Consider the following 20398-nt stretch of genomic DNA (forward strand, 5'->3'; position numbering starts at 1 on the left):
AAAAAGGACACGCTTCCCTAATTGGAATAACGTGTCCTTACGATGGAGCGACAAATATTATAAGCGATGAATTCACCGATATTCTCATGAAATAGAGGAATTAGACATAATCTGCTTCAACTTTTCTGTTGCTCGCTTCTGAATACGGGAAACACTCATCTGCGATACGCCCAACGTCTGCGCAATCGCACGCTGAGATTGACCATCCTGAAACGCCAGAAGGAGCACTTTCTGTTCTTGTTCTTTTAGTTGACTTAAAGCCTGTTGAAGATCCATCCGTTTTTCCACCGTGTCAAAATCGTTAGCATCCGAGCTAATGAGCTCGCCTAACGTTGCTGCACTCTCTTCCTGGGATAATGGCGAGTCCAGTGAAACATAGTGGTAGCACTCGCGACCAGCAAGCACCTCGATCGTTTCCTCAACCGTAAGATCCAGATACTCCGCAATCTCGTCTACATTGGGTGAGCGTTCTAATTTGACGGTCAGCTCATCAATGGCATGTTGAACAAGCGCTCCCTTTTCCTTAATACGGCGAGGAACCTGTATGTACCAGGATTTATCGCGTAAATAATTTTTCATATGTCCCAGCATACTTTTCATAGCGTATGGTTCAAACGGGATACCCAAGCTGATATCGTATTGCTGGAGCAGACGTATCAAAGCCATCTGACCGGTCTGATATAAATCCTCGTATAAGTCCGGGCGGTTACGAGATATCTTCCCGGCAGCCATTTTGACCATAGGCTCATACTTACGGATCAGCACGGTAGCAATTTCGTTATCTTTGGTTTGCTGGTACTCCCAGATTAGACCAACGGCTTCATCCATCGACTCCGGGGGAGTTACCTTTTCATTCATACTGTTTCCTCACTTCTGGTTAGACGCTTTACCAGCACCACTTCGGTGCCTTTTCCTGTCTCATTCAAGATTTGAACATCGTCCATAAGCGCCTGCATGAGATAAAAGCCTAATCCGCCGATCTGCGCATCATTCAACTCCTTGTCATGCAAGGATGCGATACGGGACGGGTCCTCCACACGTTCAAAGCTCTCCCCTTCATCTTTGACTCGAATGGACAACGAAGCTTCGTCAAATTCGAATGTTACTTCCACGACTCCCCCCTCATGACCATATGCATAAAGGACAGAGTTATTACAAGCTTCCGATACAGCCACCTTCATGTCTTCAATATCCTCATAAGAGAATCCCATTTTCGCGGCAATACCATATAAATTTAATCTTACAATATCAACAAAGTCAGCTGTGGCCGGCAAATTAAGAACTACTTTTTGTATTTGAGCATTCATTTCTTTTTCTTTCCTTTCCTATTGGGAATTCTCCTGGGGGGCAAAGAATTTGGCAATACCGGTCATATCAAACAGCTTTTGAATCTGAGGCGGCACCTCTTGAACTGTAAACCGGGACTCCATCCCATGCCTTGCTTTTAAAATGGATAACAAAATACCAATGCCAGTGCTGTCAATGTATTTAAGGTCTCTCAAGTTAACAATCAAATCCTGGCTGGATTCCCCCACTAAAGGCTCCATGACCAGACGGAAATCAGGTGCTACCGAAAGATCCAATTCTCCACTCAGATAAACGGTATTTACACCATCTGCTGTTTCTGTGATCGCATTGAACTTCTCATTTTTATTAGTATTCATTGGCCTACTCTCCCAAAAAAAGATTTCCCTACATACTAACCCAATATACGAGTGTTTGAATCACGTTATCACTTTTTATACACCTGTCAAATACAACCAGCTAAGCTTCATTGATTCGGTCTTTACCTGGCCGCATTGGAAAATGGTCCGGAGAATGTCGGAGCAACGCCTGTTTTACACTGCTGATTTTAACAGGCTTGCTAATATAATCGTTCATTCCAGCTTCAATACATCGGGGCTGAATTCCCTCCATGACGTTAGCTGTCATAGCGATAATGGCAGGTTGAGATCTTCCCGCCAATTGTTCACGTACTTTACTCGTGCACTCCAGACCGTCCATTACAGGCATCTGCAAGTCCATAAAGATATAGTCGTAATCCTGATTCGCAATGACCATATCAAGCGCCTGTTGCCCATCTGCGGCCACGTCTGAAGCCAAACCAAGCTTATCCAGTATATTTACCATCAGCTTCTGATTGATGGGATGGTCATCCACGACTAGTACGGGTTTACGGGTAGGAGACTCCTGATGTGGAATTTCCCAATCGTGGCTGGACTCCCCCTCCAGTTCATTTTCCTTGGCAATGCCAAGTTTCATTGTAAAATGAAACGTCACACCCTGTTCTCCACTCGTATCTACACGGATATCTCCGCCCATCATATTCACTAAGGTTTTGCAAATTGCGAGTCCCAGACCCGTCCCCCCATATTTCCGTGTCATTGAAGAATCCAGCTGGGAAAAAGGGTGAAATAGTCTTCCAACCTTAGCGGGATCAATACCAATGCCTGTGTCTTTTACAGAAAACTCAACTGTGAGCCCATTGTCGCTACGTTCTTTGACAGATGCGAAGACATATACCCCGCCCTGGTCTGTAAATTTGACAGCATTGGAAACCAGGTTAATCAGCACTTGCCGCAATCTGCCCATATCCCCATATAACACGGGAGGCATCATTTCATCTAGAAAATAAACCAGCTCCAAATTTTTGCGGTTCACCTCTACGGTGAACAGGCTGAAAACTTCCTTGATACAGGAAACCAAATCAAACGGATATTCCTCAACCTCCATCTTGCCTGACTCCAGCTTGGTAAAGTCCAGAATATCATTGATGACCGCCACCAGAGCGTCTGCACTGCGACGGATGATATCAGCATATTCCTGTTGATCGTTTTGCAGCTCTGTCTCCATCAGCAGATCAATCATGCCGATGACACCGTTCATAGGCGTACGAATTTCATGGCTCATCATTGCCAAAAATTCAGTTTTGGCATTGGCAGCAATCTCTGCCGCCTCCTTGGCGGCAATTAGTTCGCTGTTCATCTTTTCCAGTTCCTGCGTCTTCTGATGCAGCAGCATGGACTGTGTTTTCAAACGCTTGTTTGTCAGATACATTTGTACGAAGCCTTCAATTTTGGACTTGAGAATTTGAGGGATGAACGGCTTCACCATATAATCAATACCGCCCGCTGAATATCCGGCAAACAAATGCTCCGCTTCCTTGCTGTTAGCTGAAATGAAGATAATCGGAATATCCTTCGTCTTCTCTCTGGCCTTGATTAACTTTGCGGTCTCAATTCCATCCATACCCGGCATTTGCACATCAAGGACCACGAGTGCAAATTCATCTTTTAACAGACATCGCAACGCTTCTTCCCCAGATGTGGCCTTTACCAGATTATATTGTTCACTCTCCAGCACTGCCTCAAGAGCGAGCAGGTTCTCAGGTCTATCATCTACCAGCAATATATGAATCGGTTCATGAAGCCCCATGGAATCCTCCTAAGCATCTCTATTTAATCTTCCGGTATATTTTCTCTACCCGGTCTAGCGGCTCGTAGGAATCACTATAATCGGTAAAATGTATGGATTCCTTGGCCCCAAGCACCAACACACCAAAATGACTCAAGCTATCGTAAAACAACCCATGTACGTGGTTGCGAAGTTCATCGTTAAAATAAATCATAACATTCCGGCAAAAAATAACATTGAACTCGTTAAAAGACCGATCTGTCGCTAAATTATGCTCAGCAAAAATGATATTTTTTCGTAAAAAGGGATGAAACATCACCGAATCATACTTGGCTGTATAATATTCAGAGAACGATTGTGTGCCCCCTGATTCCAAATAATTTTTGGTATACAGCTTCATTCGGTCAATCCCATATACGCCTTCCTTCGCTTGTTGTAAAGACAGGTTATTCATATCCGTCGCATAAATACGGGCCTTGTCATATAAGCCTTCCTCATGTAGCATGATTGCCATAGAGTACACTTCCTCACCTGTGGAGCAACCTGCATGCCATATTCGGATATACGGATACGTCCGTAAAATAGGAATGATCTTTTGCCTGAAAATTAGAAATAGCTCCGGGTCGCGAAACATCTCGGTCACCGGAATGGAAAGACTCTGTACCAGTCTATCGAAGGCGCTGCGATCATGCAGCACCTTCTCCTGAAGCCCTGATATCGTGCTTACGTTCTCGGACTGCGCATGATAATAAATACGCCGCTTGATCGATGGCAGAGCGTAGTTACGAAAATCGTAGCCGTACAGCCGATGTATACCTTCCAGCAACAGCTCAATCTCAATCATTTCCCGCTCATTGTCATTCGATTTCACTTCATTAGCAGCATTATCCGCCATATCCTTCGATGTCATAATCTCTCTCCAATTCCTAAATAGGTTTTGCCTGTACCGCTCTGAATCAAGTGTCAATTTATATTACCCATTTTTTTGGATTACGAATACAACCACACCCGCATTAATGATAAAAGCTGTTCGGTTTGAATGGGTTTTTTTACATAATCGGAGGCGCCTGCCTCAATACACTTGGAGCGATCATCCTTCATCGCCTTGGCTGTCAGGGCAATAATAGGCAACTTTTCGAATTGCGGCATTACTCGAATCCGTCGCATTGCTTCATATCCATCCATTTCCGGCATCATCATATCCATCAGCACCAGATCAAAATCAGGCGTCTGTTCAAGCATTTCCAGAGCTTCCCTTCCATTTTCCGCAAAGGTAACCTCCATACGATAGCTTTCCAGCACACTAGACAAAGCAAATACATTACGAATATCATCGTCTACCAACAATATTTTTTTGCCTTCAAACAGCTCTTCCTTGTTATAAAGCTTTTGCAAAATTTTACGTTTATCCTCTGGAAGATTCGCCTCTACCCGATGCAGGAACAACGTAGTCTCATCCAAGAGTCGCTCAGGTGATTTGACATCCTTAATAATAATGGATTCTGCATATTTTCGGAGTTGTGTTTCTTCTTTACTATCCAGATCTTTGCCTGTATAAATAATGATCGGCAGATCGGTGAGCTGCTCATTTTCCCGAATACGGTCGAGTAATTCAAAGCCTGTCATGTCACTCAGCATCAAATCCAGTACCATACAGTCATACCGCTGGATGGCCAGCTCGTTCAGCGCTTCTTTACCTGTCGATACGGCCGTAATGGCCACATCGTCATGGTCGATGAGCTCAATAATGGACTTACGCTGATTATCATCATCCTCCACCACAAGCAGGCGTTTTACTATTTGATCTGTATACGACTTTATATGTGAAAATGCCTTGTCCAGGCTCTCCTTCGAAGAAGGCTTTTTGAGATAGGCAATCGCGCCCATCATTAAGCCCTGCTTCACATCATCAATGACCGAAATTACATGTACCGGAATATGACGTGTCGATGAGTTTCCTTTCAGCTCGCCCAAAATGGACCAGCCATCCATCACTGGTAACTGAATATCCAATATAATAGCGTCCGGCAAATAAGAATGAGCCATGTTCAGCCCATCGTCTCCTTTGAGAGCGATCAGCGCTTTAAAACCCCGGCTGCGGGCCATGTCGTACAAAATATTAGCAAAATTAATATCATCCTCAATAATCAGCAGCACTTTATCCTGCGGGGTAATCTCATTTCGGTCGTCACCCGGATGCTTAATGTCCTCCGCTCTGCTCTTCAAAGGCATTTGATACACGGGTAAGCGTTCAGCTGGCATAATCATTTGCAGATCTGCTTCTGCTGAAGCAGCGACATCCTCAAAATTCGGGTTCACCTCTGCACTGCTACGCTCCTCTCTCGAATGAGAATCCGTAATCTCTTCGGTAGGCGTTTGTTCCGGCAAATACAGGGTGAAGCAACTGCCCTGTCCCTGCTCGGATTCGACTGTAATGGCACCGCCCAACAATTTGGAAAGCTCACGGCTGATTGACAGCCCCAGCCCTGTTCCCCCGTATTTCCGGCTAGTCGTACCATCTACCTGCTGGAAGGCTTCAAAGATCAGATCTGTTTTATCTGATGCAATCCCGATGCCTGTATCACGTACTGATAGAGCCAGATAGGATTTTCGTGAATCTAGCATATCTGGAAGCTGCTCTCCGTTTGCCCGAGATACCTTGAAACGAATAGAACCTTCGGTGGTGAACTTGAACGCATTGGACAGCAAATTACGTAAAATTTGTTTGAGACGATAACTGTCACTAATAATAGCTTCTGGCAAATCCTCTTCGATTTCGGTATGCAGATGAAGGTCACGTTTGGCTGCGACCGGCGCAAAGTTCTGTTCAACAAACAGCTCTAGTTCCTTTAGATGAACCGTTTCATGGTTAATATCCATTTTTCCAGCATCCACTTTGGATAAATCCAGAATCTCATCAATCATTTTCAACAAATCCGCGCCTGACATATAAATGGTTTGTGCATATTCCACTTGTTTGGGCTTGAGATTGCCTTCCTTGTTCTCAGACAGCAGCTGAGAAAGAATAAGCAAGCTATTTAGCGGAGTACGCAATTCATGCGACATATTGGCCAAAAACTCGGATTTGTATTTGCTTGTGATCCCTAGCTGCATCGCCTGCTGCTCCAACTGGGCCCGTGCACGTTCGATCTCGTCGTTTTTTTCTTCCACCTCTCGAACCTGTTCTTCCAGCGCTCTCGTTTTGGCAATCAATTCAGTATTAAAATGCTCCAATTCTTCCTGCTGACGCTGTAATAACTCTTCGGAACGCTTGAGTTCCTCGGTTTGCTCCTCCAAATTCTCGTTGGAACGCTTGAGTTCTTCTTGCTGAGTTTGCAGCTCTTCGGACTGGCATTGCAATTCCTCAGTAAGTGCCTGCGATTCGCGCAGCAATTGCTCAACCCGCATCCGTCCCTTGATATTATTCAAAATGATCCCCAAGCTCTCCACTAACTGTGCAAACAGCTTCGTTTCCAGCTCAGTGAAGCGATCCAGTGACGCTATTTCTACAGCACCAATGCATTCATCCTCGAACAAAATGGGGAAAATCATAATCCCGACTGGCTTACTTTCTCCTAAGGCGGAGCCAATGGACAAGTATCCTTCAGGCGCCTCTGCAATCAAGATCGGCTTACGATCCAGAACACATTGCCCTAGCAAACCTTCGCCCACTTGGATAAAGTCTCTGATTGAGCCTTCGCCAGTCACCTTTGCATAGGAGCCATATAACTTGAATCGGTGGTCTTCTACATCTTTCCCTTGCAAATAGATGGCTCCATAGCTTCCTCCCAAAATGGGCGTAAATTCACTAATAAACATCTGAGCAACCTGCTCCAGTGAATTCACACCGCGAAACAGCTCAGTCACCCGTGCAGTATTGGCATTAAGCCATGTTTGATCCTTCTGCGTTTGAAGGACAGAATGCTCGAATTTCCTTTTTTCATCCAAGTCTCCAGCCAATTGTTGAAATACACGAGCGACCTCTCCGATTTCATCTTTGGAGGCCACACTCATCCGGCTGATGGCCCTGTACTTCCCCTTGCCAAAGCCGCTCATCATGAGGTTAACCGTATTTAGACCCTTGGCAATGCTTGGGAGCACCCACAAAATAACCAGTAAGCCCATGATCAGACCAGCAGCCATCATGATTGTGGTAACCTGTACAGATTCCTCATAAGCCAGGTTGGCTTGCTTCATATCGTTATCAATCTCTCGATCCTGAAAAACGGCAAGGGTGTTAATGCTGTCCATTGCCTCCTCTTGAGCAGGTAGACCCGTGCTGTTACGAAAAGCATTAGCTTCCTCAATACGATCTTGCCCCAATAAGGAAATGAGTCTGTCTTCGTAGTTTAGGAAATCTTTCCAGGCGACAGCCACCCGGTCAATCTGCTGTTGCTCTTCACTTGTGCCAGAATCCGTTTGCAGGCTAGCCAGCACTTTTGTTCCAGTAGCGGAAATATCATCAAGCTCGCGTTTGGCCTCACTGACAGAGGAGCCTGGATTCAAGATCAGGTTAGCCATGACTTTAGCCATATCGTTCACCTGTCCGCGTATAGCCGTTGTTTTCCGGACCTTCACATATCGTTCTTGATACACCTGATTGAGCTGTTCATTCAGGCTCCCCATCCGGTCATAGCTGATTAGCGTCAGCACAAGGAGGATCGCCATAAGCGATCCAAAGCCAATCAGCAGTTTATTTCTGATTTTCATGCAAGCTCTCTCCCTCTTTCAATGAAATCCAGATCAGGCACTTATCATCATCGCGATCCTGCGGCCCTTCGTTACGAAAAAACGCATCCAGCATCGCTTCTTCATTCCATTCCTCATACTTGCGCAGACAGGTAGTCAGATACTCCAATTGTTCCTCATATTCTCCTTCTACTGCCTCCAGCAAGCCATCTGTATACAAAGCGATATGTCCAGTTCCTTCGTAATAAATCGTGTGCATCTCTGCATCAATTTTATCAAACAATCCGACCGGGCTACACGCACGGTCTAATTTGGTTATGCTGCCGTCCTGGTTGAACAGCAAGCCGGGAGGGTGCCCTGCATTTACATAGTCAATTCGCCGTGAACGAGTATCAATCACCATATAAATCGCCGTAAAATAATACTGTACCAGCTGCTTGCCCAGATCCAGTTGATTAAAACGACGATTCAGCTCTTGTATGACCTTCTCAGGCTCCACATACGTGATGACTGTATCCTTGAGTACAGACGCAATGAACATGCAAAACAGAGAAGAAGAAATGCCATGGCCCATCATATCAAGCAAAATGATGGCATATCTCCCTTCTCCTAGCGGATACCATGAATATAAATCCCCCGCCAGTTCAAAGGAAGGCTGATACAATGCATTCGCATGCAGCATCGGGTCCTGAATGGCAGGACTAAGCACCGCCTGCTGAACCATCGCAGCCAGCTTCAATTCATCCTGAATCCGTTGATCCCGATCCTTATGCCAGTCCTTTTCCTGCTTGAGACGCAAGGCAGACCGAATTCGAGCCATTAGCTCTACCTTGTTGATCGGCTTCGTGACATAATCGACGGCTCCCACATCCAAGGCTTCGGCCAATTTTTTAGAATCGCCTACAGCGGTAACCATAATAATCGGAATATCTTTTAAATGCTCATATTCCTGTACGATACTGCATGCTTCAATGCCGTCCATTTCAGGCATCATCATATCCAGCAGCACCAAATCAATATCCGAAGGACGGGGCCGAAGACTAATGGTACGGTCGCCAATTCCCAAATGCTCCAGCATTTCTGCGGCCGAGCTGGCAGAGATTACATCGCGATAATTTTCTTTTTTTAGTATTTCACGAATAATAATGACATTCGTTGGATTATCGTCAACAATTAGAATTCTCATTGCTCTCTCCTTATCTGTAACCCATGTATTATACTATACCTGCTTAGGGGGCAACACCCATGTTGATTAGGAATAGCGTTTCCGTAAGCAGGCATTCCAAAAACATAGATAAGGAATGAGGCTGAGGCCCCATTCCTTATCTATGTTTTTGGAGGACCCGCGGAACACTGTGCTGCGGCCACATCCTCTTTTTCAAATCTAACTTGTCTGATCCTATGATGAACTGGCAATATCACGATTTTTTCGCAATAACCAGCACCTTACCCTGATCCAATTCTTTTTCATAAAAATCTGCTTCCGTATCTGTAAAGCCCAAGGAAGTGATTTTAGCGCGTAGCTCATCACCACGGGAACGGAACAAATTCGCTAAGGAATCGAAAACGCCTTCTTCCTTAATTCCGATTTCCTTGGCTGCCACCGTATCTGCAATACGATCCGTCCGATCCTGATCATGAGCGAGCACGAACACATCCTCATAACGATAGCCCGTGTTACGCAACTCATTCACAGCTTCAACGGCTTGTACACCGTTCTCTACCACCTTGGCATAAGATTTATGATTGGTCTGATTCATGTTTCTCACGCTCCTTTAAGGATTGACTTCTCTGACTATTACACTCCATACATCCATTTGAAACTTCCATATGATGTCACGGCTCGAAAAAGTCGATCACCACTCTGTTTCATCAAAAAACTCAACATACTTTGGCTTATCAGACGTCTTATCTGTAAACACTTTGATCGCACGCTGCCCGCGCACATACACCTCTCCGTCTTCTGCGGTAAATTGCGAGCCGCCCAGCGCCTGATCCAGCATTTTCCGTTGCAGCGGCAGCCACTTATCATTCACCTTGATTCGACCGGCAGCAGGGTCTACATGCACATAAGAGACGACGTCATCACGCATACCTACGGTGACATCCGGATATTGGTATTCTGTAGAAAGCAGCAGCATATCCTTCTTGATTCGAAGCGGCTTCCCTAGTTTTTTCAATACATCCGCACGAGTATCATCCAGAGATATGCCATTCAAGGTACGAAAATCGGTTGGTACAGCATGTGGAGCGGTTATCGTCTGAACAGTCCTTACCATATGCCCCGCTGTCTGCGGGGAGACGGTTTGCTGAACCGTATCCTGTCCGGAAAAGGGAGTGAGCAAACCAGCAGCTAGTAATAATGTCTTCATCATAATTCTCACCCTTTCAATGAATTTCCTGTAGTTTACGGTTCAGCACTACACTACTGACGCATTTTCTGCCACACCCCAGCAGCGATGTCTACATATCCCAGCCAGTTCTTAGCCGGCTTGCCCGCAGGTTCCCCATAAGTGGCATTGTAGCTCTGAACCGTCCGTTCTGTTGCAGTCAAGGGTCTGTTCGATGTCGTTGACTTGATTGCCTTCTCCGTTCTGGAAGTACTGCTGGCCGTGCTACGTGCCTTCTGAAGCCGTGTCATTAACGCCGTAGACGCCTGCTTAGCGGCCAGTGTCACTTCACTCAGTACCTCCCCCAGGTTTTTAACCGACTCCATCACCGGTTCTACTTGCTTCAATTTATGATCAACGTCTGCGGTGATGTCATTTGCATGTCGAACCGTTTGTTTAACTTCATAACTCAGTTCATCTACTGTCTTTTGTACTTCCTGCAAGGTTTGAGTTACCTTATCCAGAGAGCCTTGGGCTGCTTTCAATGTCTTAATAAGGTAAATAACGAGAACGGCAAATGCGATCGCAATAATAAAAATGCTGACCTGTGTTAACATAGCGTAACCTCTCTTTCGTCTTTCACGATGATGTTTATGATACTGCATAGTTACCCTCTACATTCGGACACGAAACAAAGTCCAGACTGGTATCTTCTTGGGCTCCAAACGTTATGATTCACGGGGCCTCGCACCGTTTAAAACAACATATAATGATGGCACAGCCACGCTTAATCTGTAGAAGTCACTGTCATCTACTACCACGCTCGATCGGGGCGCGAGTATGCCACATTATATACAATCAAAGGAGGATACAGAACATGCTGAAATGGTCGGCTTTATTCTTATTTTTTGCTATGATCGCCGGGATTTTAGGTTTTTTTGGTATCGTCGTCTCCATAGCTGCTACAATCGCTAAAATGTTATTTGTGCTATTTTTGGTACTATTCGTTATTTCACTCTTTACCGGAAGAAAGCGAGCTTCATAAACATTGGATGATAGCTACACCCAGAAGTGATATGTATCATATGCTTATGAAAAAAGGATGTTCCCACCCTGGTCAACAGAGCTGTGGAACATCCCTTTTTTTTGATGCAAATTTTAAGAGTGAACGGCGTTTTATTGGATCACGCTGCCCCCAAACAGGAAACGGTCCTGCCAAGGCTTGCTGAAATCCGTAACTTTCACACCGCCAGCCGCTACAGAAAACGTATGGAGAAGCTTGTTGTCTCCCAAGTATACTGCTACATGAGTAATCGTTTGGGAGGAATTGTCCAAGGACGTGTACGCCCCGGAAGATGCATTATAATTTGTAAAAAAGAGCAAATCGCCACGCTTCAGTGTCGTCATATCCGTTTTCGGCTGACTGTTTTGCTTGATCCACTCACCCTGTGAACGAGAATCTGCCGGAAGCTGGATCCCTACAGCCTGACGGAAGATTTGGCGAGTAAATGCCGAGCAATCAAAAGTAGCCGTACTGTTGCGATCAGAACCATATTCATAAGGTGTTCCCAGATAGGTCATACCTGTGTCAATAACCTGTTCGATCGAGGCCGCCGCATCACCGGAAAGCAAGCTAACCGTCGATGCAGGAGACGCTACCGCAGGTAGAGCAGTAGTATCTGAAGCGGGTGCAGCCGAAGAAGCTACAGCCTGCTGGACAACAACACCCTCACCAATACGAATATATTGTGGAGATGAGCTGACATAGCCTACTGTACCGTCAGCAGTGGTGACCTTGAACCAATACGCGTTGCTTGCATCGGTAATCGTAACGACATCCCCTGTGTTCATATAGCCCAGAACTTCTGAAGAAGTGGATGCCTCCGCCCGCAAACGAACGGACGTTTGAATCGTAGCTTTCGTTTGACCGGCAGAACTATTCACTGAAGCCGAAGCCTCTTTAGTTGAAACATTTTTAACTGTAGCTGAAACAGTTTTAGCTGACTCCGAGGTTTCCGTTCTACGGCTGACAGACGACGTGGCAGCAGCAGCGACGCTGGTAGCGCCAACTTTTATGTACTTGTCAGAGCTGCTTGTGTAGCCGGTTACTCCATCAGAAGTCTTGACCTTATACCAATAGTTGTTCGTTTTCTCCAATACCGTTACGGCCTCTCCCTGCTTCATAAAGCTGACTACATCGCCCGTAGTGGAAGGACCAGATCTAAGCTTTACAGCCGCCTGGATAACCGCCTTCTGTCCTGTGGATGCTGTCGATGCCGCTGCGTCAACCTGACCCGGCACCACATGAATTGCTGCCAACAGCGCGGCTGACGTCATGAGCATTCCCATCACGCGTCTTCTCAATGTTGCACCTCCTGGCTGTTTTTACGAATTTGAAGAGCATAATTCCGACGAATATAGCCGGACATGCCTTCATTATAGTAAAAGCAGCAGGAATAGAGATATAATCCAAACGTCACAAAAGATAGCGTGTACACCTTTTTCGATATAGGTCTAAAGTCACTTTTTATACTAATTATTTAATAATTAAACTATAATTTAGGTTCTACATGGACATGAACATGCATCGTATTGTGAACCTCTTGTAGACGTTCCTCAATCCGGTCACTGATCCGATGTCCTTCAATTAGACTGAGCTGCGGATTCACCTCAATAACGACATCCACCAGCGCGTGGTTACCGTGTACCCGTGCCTTAACGTCTCGAATTCCCTCTACTCCAGGTACAAGAGCAATCGTACTCCGTAAGTCTGACAGTTCTTGCTCATCAAATCCATCAGTCAAGCTATGTGTAGAATCCCTAAAAATCTCCCATGCCGTTTTGCAAATAATGAATCCTACCACGATCGCCGCAACAGTATCCAACCACGGCAGCCCGAACTGTGCGCCAATAATGCCCACTGCCGCTCCAACACTGACGAGTGCATCCGATAGATTATCCTTGGCCGCAGCCAGCAGCGCCTTGTTATTGATTTGCCGAGCCAGCCTGTTATTGTACAGATACACTCCCAACATAATCACTGCACAAATCACAGCCACACCCGCAGAAGTAATATCCGGTGTTTGCTTTCCTCCCTTAAAAATACTCCCGATTCCGTCAATCAGCACCTGTAAACCAACGACAGCCATAATAAAGGACGCCAGCAGCGCCGCAATCGTCTCCGCCCGAAAATGTCCATAGGCATGATCGGAATCTGGTGGTTTCTGGGAAATCCTCAGACCAATCAATACAGCTACCGACACCACAATATCGGTGACATTATTGAAGCCATCGGCCAGCAACGCGCTAGAGGCAAATAGATATCCGCTAATCAGCTTAAAAGCAGACAGTAAAAGATAAGCAGCAATGCTTACCCACGCCCCTCGCTCACCTTTTCGTATTTCATCATAGACATTTACCACAATGGAGGCACTCCTTTAAATATATAGTTCGCAGCATAAAGACCTGCCCAAAAATAAAAATAGCAGCATAGCCGCCTTAAAAATAAAAATTTGCCTGTGGTTGACTATTATTTTCAGGATAGCAGACGAACTTTGTGTGGGTCTAGAGAAACAGTCTTTCCGCTCTACATCGCTGTAGGAACCACGAAAAAGTATTGCCAGAGCCCATTCCTGTAGGTTACACAAAACAATTTTTCCTACATGCAAAAAACAGTTATTCTCCCCCTTGCCTCACCCCTGCGATGTGTTATCATTGTTGCCCTTGTCCCTTCTTTTAAAAACGTATAAAATGAGGACACAGCCGCGTTTTTCTTCAATCCAGCATGATTGACATGAACCTGGCGGCAACAGGAGGAATTTATTCATGAGCGATGCTAAGGAACCACGTAAAGTTAATCTCGCAGATGCCATTCGGGAAAAGCTGGCACAAAAAAAACAGCAGTCCGGCGCTTCACAGCAGGGCGGCTTTCAAAGCGGTTCCACCAAAACACTGAAAAGCCAAAATACGAAGAAGCCGAACAACCAACGCCGTCGCACAGGCGGATCATAAGCCACCCCATAGGCTATATAGGGTTCCGGATGCAGGATAGGCGAGTTTTATCTCACCTCACGCTCGGAACCAAGTATGCTAAGGGTTACGGCACAAAACGAAAAAAGAGGAGTCCACCTGCCATATCAAATGGCGTGATGGAGCTCCTCTTTCGTTTATTTACTTGCTAAAATTAGCGGTTTGGATGTTAGCCGATTTCTACCGGATACATGCGTTCACGCAATTTAGCAATTTCTTCACTTTCCAGGTATTCATCATAGCTCATCGTACGGTCAATTACGCCGTTTGGTGTAATTTCCACGATGCGATTCGCGATGGTTTGAATGAATTGATGGTCATGAGAAGTGAACAAAATCGTCCCGTCAAAGTCGATCAGACCATTGTTCAGCGCTGTAATGGATTCGAGATCCAAGTGGTTGGTTGGCTCTTCCAGAAGCAACACGTTAGCACCGTTCAGCATCATTTTCGCCAGCATACAGCGAACCTTTTCTCCCCCGGACAGCACGCTTGCTTTCTTAAGCGCTTCTTCGCCTGAGAAAAGCATACGTCCCAGGAAGCCGCGCAAGAACGTTTCATCCTGATCCTTGGAATATTGACGCAGCCAGTCTACCAGATTCAGATCCACACCTTCAAAATAAGCGGAGTTATCTTTCGGGAAATACGCCTGACTCGTTGTAATCCCCCAGGAAAATACACCGTTATCCGCTTCCAGTTCGTTCATCAAGATCTGGAAGAGCGTCGTTTTAGGCAGACCGTTCGGACCTACAAACGCAATTTTATCACCTTTGTTCACGACCAGACTGAACTCGTTCAGCACTTGCTCGCCTTCAACAGTTTTGCTGATACTATCAACAGTCAGCAATTGTTTACCCGCTTCACGCTCAGGCTTGAAGTTAATGAACGGATATTTACGGTTGGATGGACGGATATCGTCCAACGTAATTTTATCCAGTTGCTTTTTACGCGAAGTTGCCTGTTTGGACTTGGAAGCATTCGCGGAAAAGCGCTGAATAAAGGCTTGCAATTCTTTGATCTTCTCTTCCTTCTTCTTGTTCGCATCGCGAGCCAGAGTAAGTGCCAGTTGGCTGGACTCATACCAGAAGTCATAGTTGCCGACATACATCTGAATTTTACCAAAATCGATATCCGCAATATGCGTACATACCTTGTTCAGGAAGTGACGGTCATGGGATACAACGATAACGGTGCCTTCATAGTCCATCAAGAAGTTTTCCAGCCACTGAATGGATTCGAGATCCAAATGGTTGGTAGGCTCATCAAGCAGCAAATTGTTCGGACGACCAAACAACGCTTGTGCCAAGAGAACGCGCACTTTGTCATTGCCGCTCATCTCAGCCATTTTTTTGTCATGCAGGTCACGCGGAATACCCAGACCGATCAGCAATGCAGCTGCATCCGGCTCGGCATCCCAACCGTTCAGCTCTGCAAACTCGCCTTCCAATTCACCCGCACGCAGACCGTCTGCTTCGGAAAACTCCGCCTTGGCGTACAGCGCATCCTTTTCCTTCATGATTTCATACAGACGCGTATGACCCATAATAACGGTTTCCAGAACCGGGAATTCATCGTATTCATAATGGTTCTGCTTGAGGACAGCCATCCGTTCGCCCGGTGTCATGTGAACCTCACCTGAATTGGCTTCGATTTCACCGGAAAGAATTTTCAAAAAGGTGGATTTACCCGCGCCATTCGCCCCAATCAGGCCGTAGCAGTTTCCGGGAGTAAATTTGATATTTACGTCTTCAAAAAGTGGGCGTTTGCCATAACGAAGCGTTACGCCGCTTGTACTGATCATATAAGCATACCATCCTTATCATTAGTTAAGTGCTAAACACAAAATTACCGACGGCAATAGTATAACACACAAAAGTTCGGATTCGAACCGTAGTCTAAGCAGAACTGTCCTTGAATCTCATTCAATTTCTTATAAATGACGGATTGTCAAGCTAAGTGCGACAGTTCCTCTGAAAAGGATTCGTGAGCGGTTCTCCAACCCAAGCATTTTCGTGGTCTATGGTTGATCAAGCGCAGAGCAGTCTCCAAGGCTTCATCCGTGATTTGCGCAAAATCTGTCCCCTTGGGAAAAAACTCTCGCAAGAGGCCATTGGCATTCTCATTCGAGCCGCGTTGCCAGGAAGAATACGGATCTGCGAAATATACCTGTAGGCCATGAGCTTCTTCCAGGCTGGCGTAACAGGCGAATTCCTTGCCACGATCTGCAGTAGCGGTTTGAAATGCACCGTCAGGGTACTGCGAGGCTACTACACCAAAAGCAATTTCCATGGACAAAGCTGTACGGTCAGGCATGGGAACGGCGGTGTACAGTCGGGTCTTGCGTTCGATGAATGTAGCTACGCAGCCCTTGCTTTTCCCACGGCCCGAGACGACCGTATCGAGTTCCCAATGACCGAAGGTTTTCCGGGAACGAACCTCTTTCGGACGCTGAGAGATGGTCTTACCCACAGCGAACTTGCCGCGTGTCTCTACAGGCTTCTGCCGTTTACCTTTGTGGCGTAGGACGGCAAGCACTCCTTTCACCAAACGGCCTGTATATAGCCAGCGATAGATGGTTTTAAAGCAGACCACAGGGTGTCCCTCTTGACGGAGTCGTTCTACGATCTGCTCGGGAGACCACGTGGCATGAAGCTTTTCTTCAATAAGGACCGACTGCTGTGGTGTCTATTTTCCGGCTGGGACGGAGGACTTACGTCGCTGGACATAGCTCTCCTGAGATCGCTCGGCACAATAGGGCTTCTGCGTTTCATTTCGACGGAGTTCTCGGCAAATGGTGGCATGATGCCTGCCCAATTCACTGGCAATGGCTCGAGCACTTTTCCCCTGCTGGTGGAGGATTTCTAGCTTGCTGCGCTCGATTATGCTAAGATGTGTGTAGCTCATGGTGGATTCTCCTTGTGTGAATGTGGTGTAGGAACCTTCATTCTACACGAATCCGGCCATGGGCCATTTTTTATTTATTTCCCGTAGGTGTCGCACTTCATATTACAATCCGTCAAATAAAATAAAAAATGCTTCTGTCTCCACGATTGTCACCTGACAAACACCTGGACCAGAACCATTTTTATATTTTAAATTCAATGGGATAACTCAAGGACAGGCACCTTGCACTCTCTCTGTACGTGTAAATGTCCGGAAGCTCCAACGCCTATCGGGATCAGATACATGCCCGCCTCGTCGTCTTGTCTTATGGCTACCTTTACACCATAGACTTCCTGAATCAGTTCGGGTGTAACGACCTCTGTAGGTGGACCATTCGCTATAATACGTCCTTCCTTCATAGCGATCATCACATCGCTATACCGAATAGCCTGATTCATATCATGCAGCACCATCACGATGGTCAGTCCGTGCTCCTGATTGAGCTGCCGGATCAGCTCCAGAATCTCGAGCTGGTAATACATATCCAGATAGGTGGTCGGCTCATCCAAAAACAAAATCGGCGTTCGCTGCGCCAAGGCCATCGCAATCCATACACGCTGTCGTTCCCCGCCGGAAAGCTGATCCAGTGTACGTGTTCTGCGTTCCTCCAGATTGGTACAGGCTATCGCCCATTCGACTGCTTCCTCGTCCTCGTCCCGGTTGGTTGTGAACATGCTCTTATGAGGCAGTCTTCCGAAGCTGACGAGCTTTTCTACTGTCAGGTCGGAGGGTGCCTCGTTCTGCTGATGAACCACCGCCAATTGGCGAGCCAGCTCCTTGGGCTTGTAGTGGGCTATCTCCTTGCCGTCCAGAACGACCTGACCCATGCGAGGAGCGGCATTGTTGGACATTACGCTGAGCAGTGTCGATTTGCCACATCCGTTGGGCCCAATAATTGTCGTAATTCGTCCCCGCTCAATAACAGCATTGATCGCATGTAAACGATCTGTTTTCCGATCATAGGAGAAGGTTACATCTTTAATGTCCATAGGTGCGATCCGCCTTTCTGATCAGGAATATCAGGAATGGTCCGCCAATGACTGCCATAATAATAGAGGCCGGAATTTCATTGGGAGCCAGCACCGTTCGTCCGAGTGTATCCGCAAGCAACAGCAGCAAACCGCCGCATAGGGCCGAGAACGGAATCAGCCACTTATGATCCGAGCCAACCAGGTAGCGGGCACAATGCGGGACAAGCAGACCGATAAAAGCAATCACCCCTGCAATGGCTGTAGCCGTTGCTGCAAGCAGCACTGCAATCACAGAAATCAAAAGTCGTGCGCGCGTCACATTGAAGCCCAGATTTTTAGCCGTCTTATCTTGAAGGGACAAGAAATTACACCAGGAGAACACAAGCATGGCTAAAATCAGACCCATCCCGCCATAGGTCACAATTACCTCGACATCCACCCATTTTTTCATAGACAACGTTGAGGTGGTGACCTGATTAATGCTGGTGACCGCATAACTGCCCCGATAATTAAACGACTGACCTAGACCGGAGAAAATAGCGTTTACTGCCACCCCAATCAGAATAAGACGAATGGGATGCAAGCCGGATTTCCATGAAAATCCGTACACCATTAGGCAGGCCAATGCACCGCCAATAAACGAAAAGAACGGCATCCAGAAATATAGCGTCGGAAAGACGGTCACCGCAATCAGCGAGATCAAGGCCGCTCCCGAAGAAATGCCGATCACCCCGGAATCTGCCAGCGGGTTTTTCATGACAGCTTGCAGCAAAACGCCCGCCACTGCAAGGGCTGCACCCGCCATCACGGCTACGATAATTCTCGGTAGTCTGAGATCCTTGACCACATTTACCTGATCATCTGTACCTGTCCACAATCCGGTCACCAACTGACTCAAATTTACCTTGAGACTGCCTGTCATCGCTGAATACAACATGATACCGACAAGTAAGACAATTACAACAATAAGGCTCCATAATTTTTTGGACATGTCATCAGCTTCCTTTAATTCGAAGGATACAGCATTTTCATCAGCTCATCCAGCGCAGAGCTTGCCGCTAAGTTCCCTGTGGTACCAAACAACGGTTCAGGCAGATCATAAACATGCCCCTTCTTCACAGCGTTGAAATGCTTCCAGATATCGTTCGTTTTGAACTCTTCATCGAACATTTTTACGACCTCATCCGGCATCCCGTGCGCAGCGCGCAAAATGATATCGGGATTGGATTGCTGCAAGGCTTCGGTATTGTGGGCTATGAACTCTACCTTTTCACCCTGAACCACATTGGTTCCGCCTGCAATTTTAACCAAATCCCCAATATAGGAATGTTCGGTAGCTACCAGATAGCTTCCCGGAACCCCCAGTAAAATTAGGACTTTAGGGGACTTCTTGCCTTGGATCTTTTGCTGAATCTCGGCGACTTTGGCATCCAACGCCCCATTTATCTCTTTTGCCTTTTCAGCTTTATCAAATCGGTCCCCCAGCTTTTGAATTTCCTTTTGCATATTCGCAAGGCTTTCAAAATTCAAAAATTCAGCATTGATGTTCAGGTCCTTAAACTTAGGCTCCAAATCATATTGGAGTGTGGTTACCGACAGCACATCTGTAGGCTTCAAAGACATTACTTTTTCCATATCAGGACTCATTGGATTCCCGACATCAGGAACGTCCTTGTAACGGTCAGGCAGTGCTTTGGTGCTGGTCGGCTTGCCAGCCAAATCCAAGCCCAGCGCATCCGTAATTTCAGCAATGGCTACTGTAGTCGCCACAATACGTGGAGCTTGTGCTTTATCGTCAGACGACTTTCCGTTTGCTTCAGATGCTGTCGTTGAAGCCGAACCAGCGCTTTGGTTCTGTCCAGCCACTGTTCCCCCGGAGCATCCAGCCAGCAATAAGATCATGATACCGATTAACATATAGAAACCAAACGATTTCCTCTCAGCCAAAGCTGCATACTGTTTCATGAAAATCCAATCACCTCAATTCAAAATATAAAGCAACAGCGTGAGTCCCAACTTTTTCGG

At 46.4% G+C, this 20398-nt stretch carries 18 protein-coding genes and 1 pseudogene; 2 read left to right on the top strand and 17 right to left on the bottom strand.

Features of this window, described 5'->3' with window-relative positions; all coding sequences use genetic code 11:
• Positions 1-84: 84 nt before the first annotated feature.
• From FKV70_RS19685 to FKV70_RS19730, 10 genes are all read right to left on the bottom strand, one after another.
• Positions 85-858, bottom strand: coding sequence for a sigma-70 family RNA polymerase sigma factor (locus tag FKV70_RS19685; RefSeq protein WP_063212831.1), 774 nt, complete (start codon positions 856-858; stop codon positions 85-87).
• Entirely contained in the window at positions 855-1307 is a 453-nt protein-coding gene (gene rsbW, locus FKV70_RS19690; protein WP_063212832.1) for an anti-sigma B factor RsbW, read from the bottom strand. The genes FKV70_RS19685 and rsbW overlap by 4 nt, the downstream gene beginning before the upstream one ends.
• Positions 1308-1325: 18 nt before the next feature.
• Complete coding sequence (locus tag FKV70_RS19695) at positions 1326-1664, bottom strand: STAS domain-containing protein (protein ID WP_013373043.1); 339 nt, start codon at positions 1662-1664, stop codon at positions 1326-1328.
• 100 nt (positions 1665-1764) lie between these two features.
• Positions 1765-3435, bottom strand: a complete 1671-nt coding sequence (locus FKV70_RS19700) for a response regulator (RefSeq protein WP_142613940.1) — start codon at positions 3433-3435, stop codon at positions 1765-1767.
• Between the two features lie 19 nt (positions 3436-3454).
• The gene (locus FKV70_RS19705) at positions 3455-4324 is read right to left on the bottom strand and encodes a CheR family methyltransferase (RefSeq protein WP_017425950.1); all 870 of its coding nucleotides are present in this window, start codon (positions 4322-4324) and stop codon (positions 3455-3457) included.
• Between the two features lie 80 nt (positions 4325-4404).
• Positions 4405-8124 (bottom strand): response regulator, encoded by a 3720-nt coding sequence (locus FKV70_RS19710; RefSeq protein ID WP_142613941.1) that lies wholly within the window; start codon positions 8122-8124, stop codon positions 4405-4407.
• Positions 8108-9289 (bottom strand): PP2C family protein-serine/threonine phosphatase, encoded by a 1182-nt coding sequence (locus FKV70_RS19715; RefSeq protein ID WP_064797211.1) that lies wholly within the window; start codon positions 9287-9289, stop codon positions 8108-8110. The genes FKV70_RS19710 and FKV70_RS19715 overlap by 17 nt, the downstream gene beginning before the upstream one ends.
• 232 nt (positions 9290-9521) lie before the next feature.
• A complete protein-coding gene (locus FKV70_RS19720) occupies positions 9522-9863 on the bottom strand; it encodes a YflT domain-containing protein (protein ID WP_063212837.1) in 342 nt (113 codons plus the stop codon).
• A 96-nt stretch (positions 9864-9959) separates the two neighbouring features.
• On the bottom strand, positions 9960-10478 hold the full coding sequence (locus FKV70_RS19725; protein WP_064797212.1) for a hypothetical protein: 519 nt from the start codon (positions 10476-10478) through the stop codon (positions 9960-9962).
• A 50-nt stretch (positions 10479-10528) separates the two neighbouring features.
• The gene (locus FKV70_RS19730; protein ID WP_063212839.1) at positions 10529-11050 is read right to left on the bottom strand and encodes a DUF948 domain-containing protein; all 522 of its coding nucleotides are present in this window, start codon (positions 11048-11050) and stop codon (positions 10529-10531) included.
• Between the two features lie 260 nt (positions 11051-11310).
• Here FKV70_RS19730 and FKV70_RS19735 point away from each other — a divergent pair, with 260 nt between their 5' ends.
• Positions 11311-11478 carry a DUF1328 family protein gene (locus FKV70_RS19735; RefSeq protein ID WP_081276833.1) on the top strand — a complete coding sequence of 56 codons (168 nt, stop codon included), beginning with the start codon at positions 11311-11313 and terminating at the stop codon, positions 11476-11478.
• A 131-nt stretch (positions 11479-11609) separates the two neighbouring features.
• On the opposite strand, the gene FKV70_RS19740 is transcribed toward FKV70_RS19735, so the two are convergent.
• Together FKV70_RS19740 and FKV70_RS19745 are read right to left on the bottom strand one after the other, a co-directional pair.
• The gene (locus tag FKV70_RS19740) at positions 11610-12797 is read right to left on the bottom strand and encodes a C40 family peptidase (protein ID WP_142613942.1); all 1188 of its coding nucleotides are present in this window, start codon (positions 12795-12797) and stop codon (positions 11610-11612) included.
• A 188-nt stretch (positions 12798-12985) separates the two neighbouring features.
• Complete coding sequence (locus tag FKV70_RS19745) at positions 12986-13855, bottom strand: cation diffusion facilitator family transporter (protein WP_063212841.1); 870 nt, start codon at positions 13853-13855, stop codon at positions 12986-12988.
• Positions 13856-14258: 403 nt separating this feature from the next.
• Here FKV70_RS19745 and FKV70_RS19750 point away from each other — a divergent pair, with 403 nt between their 5' ends.
• Entirely contained in the window at positions 14259-14444 is a 186-nt protein-coding gene (locus tag FKV70_RS19750; protein WP_063212842.1) for a hypothetical protein, read from the top strand.
• 187 nt (positions 14445-14631) lie between these two features.
• Here the strand turns inward: FKV70_RS19750 and FKV70_RS19755 are convergent, their stop codons facing one another.
• The 5 genes and pseudogenes from FKV70_RS19755 to isdE all read right to left on the bottom strand — a co-directional run bounded on the left by FKV70_RS19755 (position 14632) and on the right by isdE (position 20338).
• Positions 14632-16260, bottom strand: a complete 1629-nt coding sequence (locus tag FKV70_RS19755; RefSeq protein ID WP_142613943.1) for an ABC-F family ATP-binding cassette domain-containing protein — start codon at positions 16258-16260, stop codon at positions 14632-14634.
• A 146-nt stretch (positions 16261-16406) separates the two neighbouring features.
• A pseudogene (locus tag FKV70_RS19760) lies at positions 16407-17363 on the bottom strand (IS30 family transposase).
• Between the two features lie 194 nt (positions 17364-17557).
• Complete coding sequence (locus FKV70_RS19765) at positions 17558-18391, bottom strand: ABC transporter ATP-binding protein (RefSeq protein ID WP_142613944.1); 834 nt, start codon at positions 18389-18391, stop codon at positions 17558-17560.
• Positions 18381-19364 (bottom strand): FecCD family ABC transporter permease, encoded by a 984-nt coding sequence (locus FKV70_RS19770; RefSeq protein WP_142613945.1) that lies wholly within the window; start codon positions 19362-19364, stop codon positions 18381-18383. The genes FKV70_RS19765 and FKV70_RS19770 overlap by 11 nt, the downstream gene beginning before the upstream one ends.
• Positions 19365-19378: 14 nt before the next feature.
• A complete protein-coding gene (gene isdE, locus FKV70_RS19775) occupies positions 19379-20338 on the bottom strand; it encodes a heme ABC transporter substrate-binding protein IsdE (protein WP_142613946.1) in 960 nt (319 codons plus the stop codon).
• Positions 20339-20398 lie beyond the last annotated feature (60 nt).

It is taken from the genome of Paenibacillus ottowii, from assembly GCF_006874425.1.
Lineage (GTDB): Bacteria > Bacillota > Bacilli > Paenibacillales > Paenibacillaceae > Paenibacillus > Paenibacillus ottowii.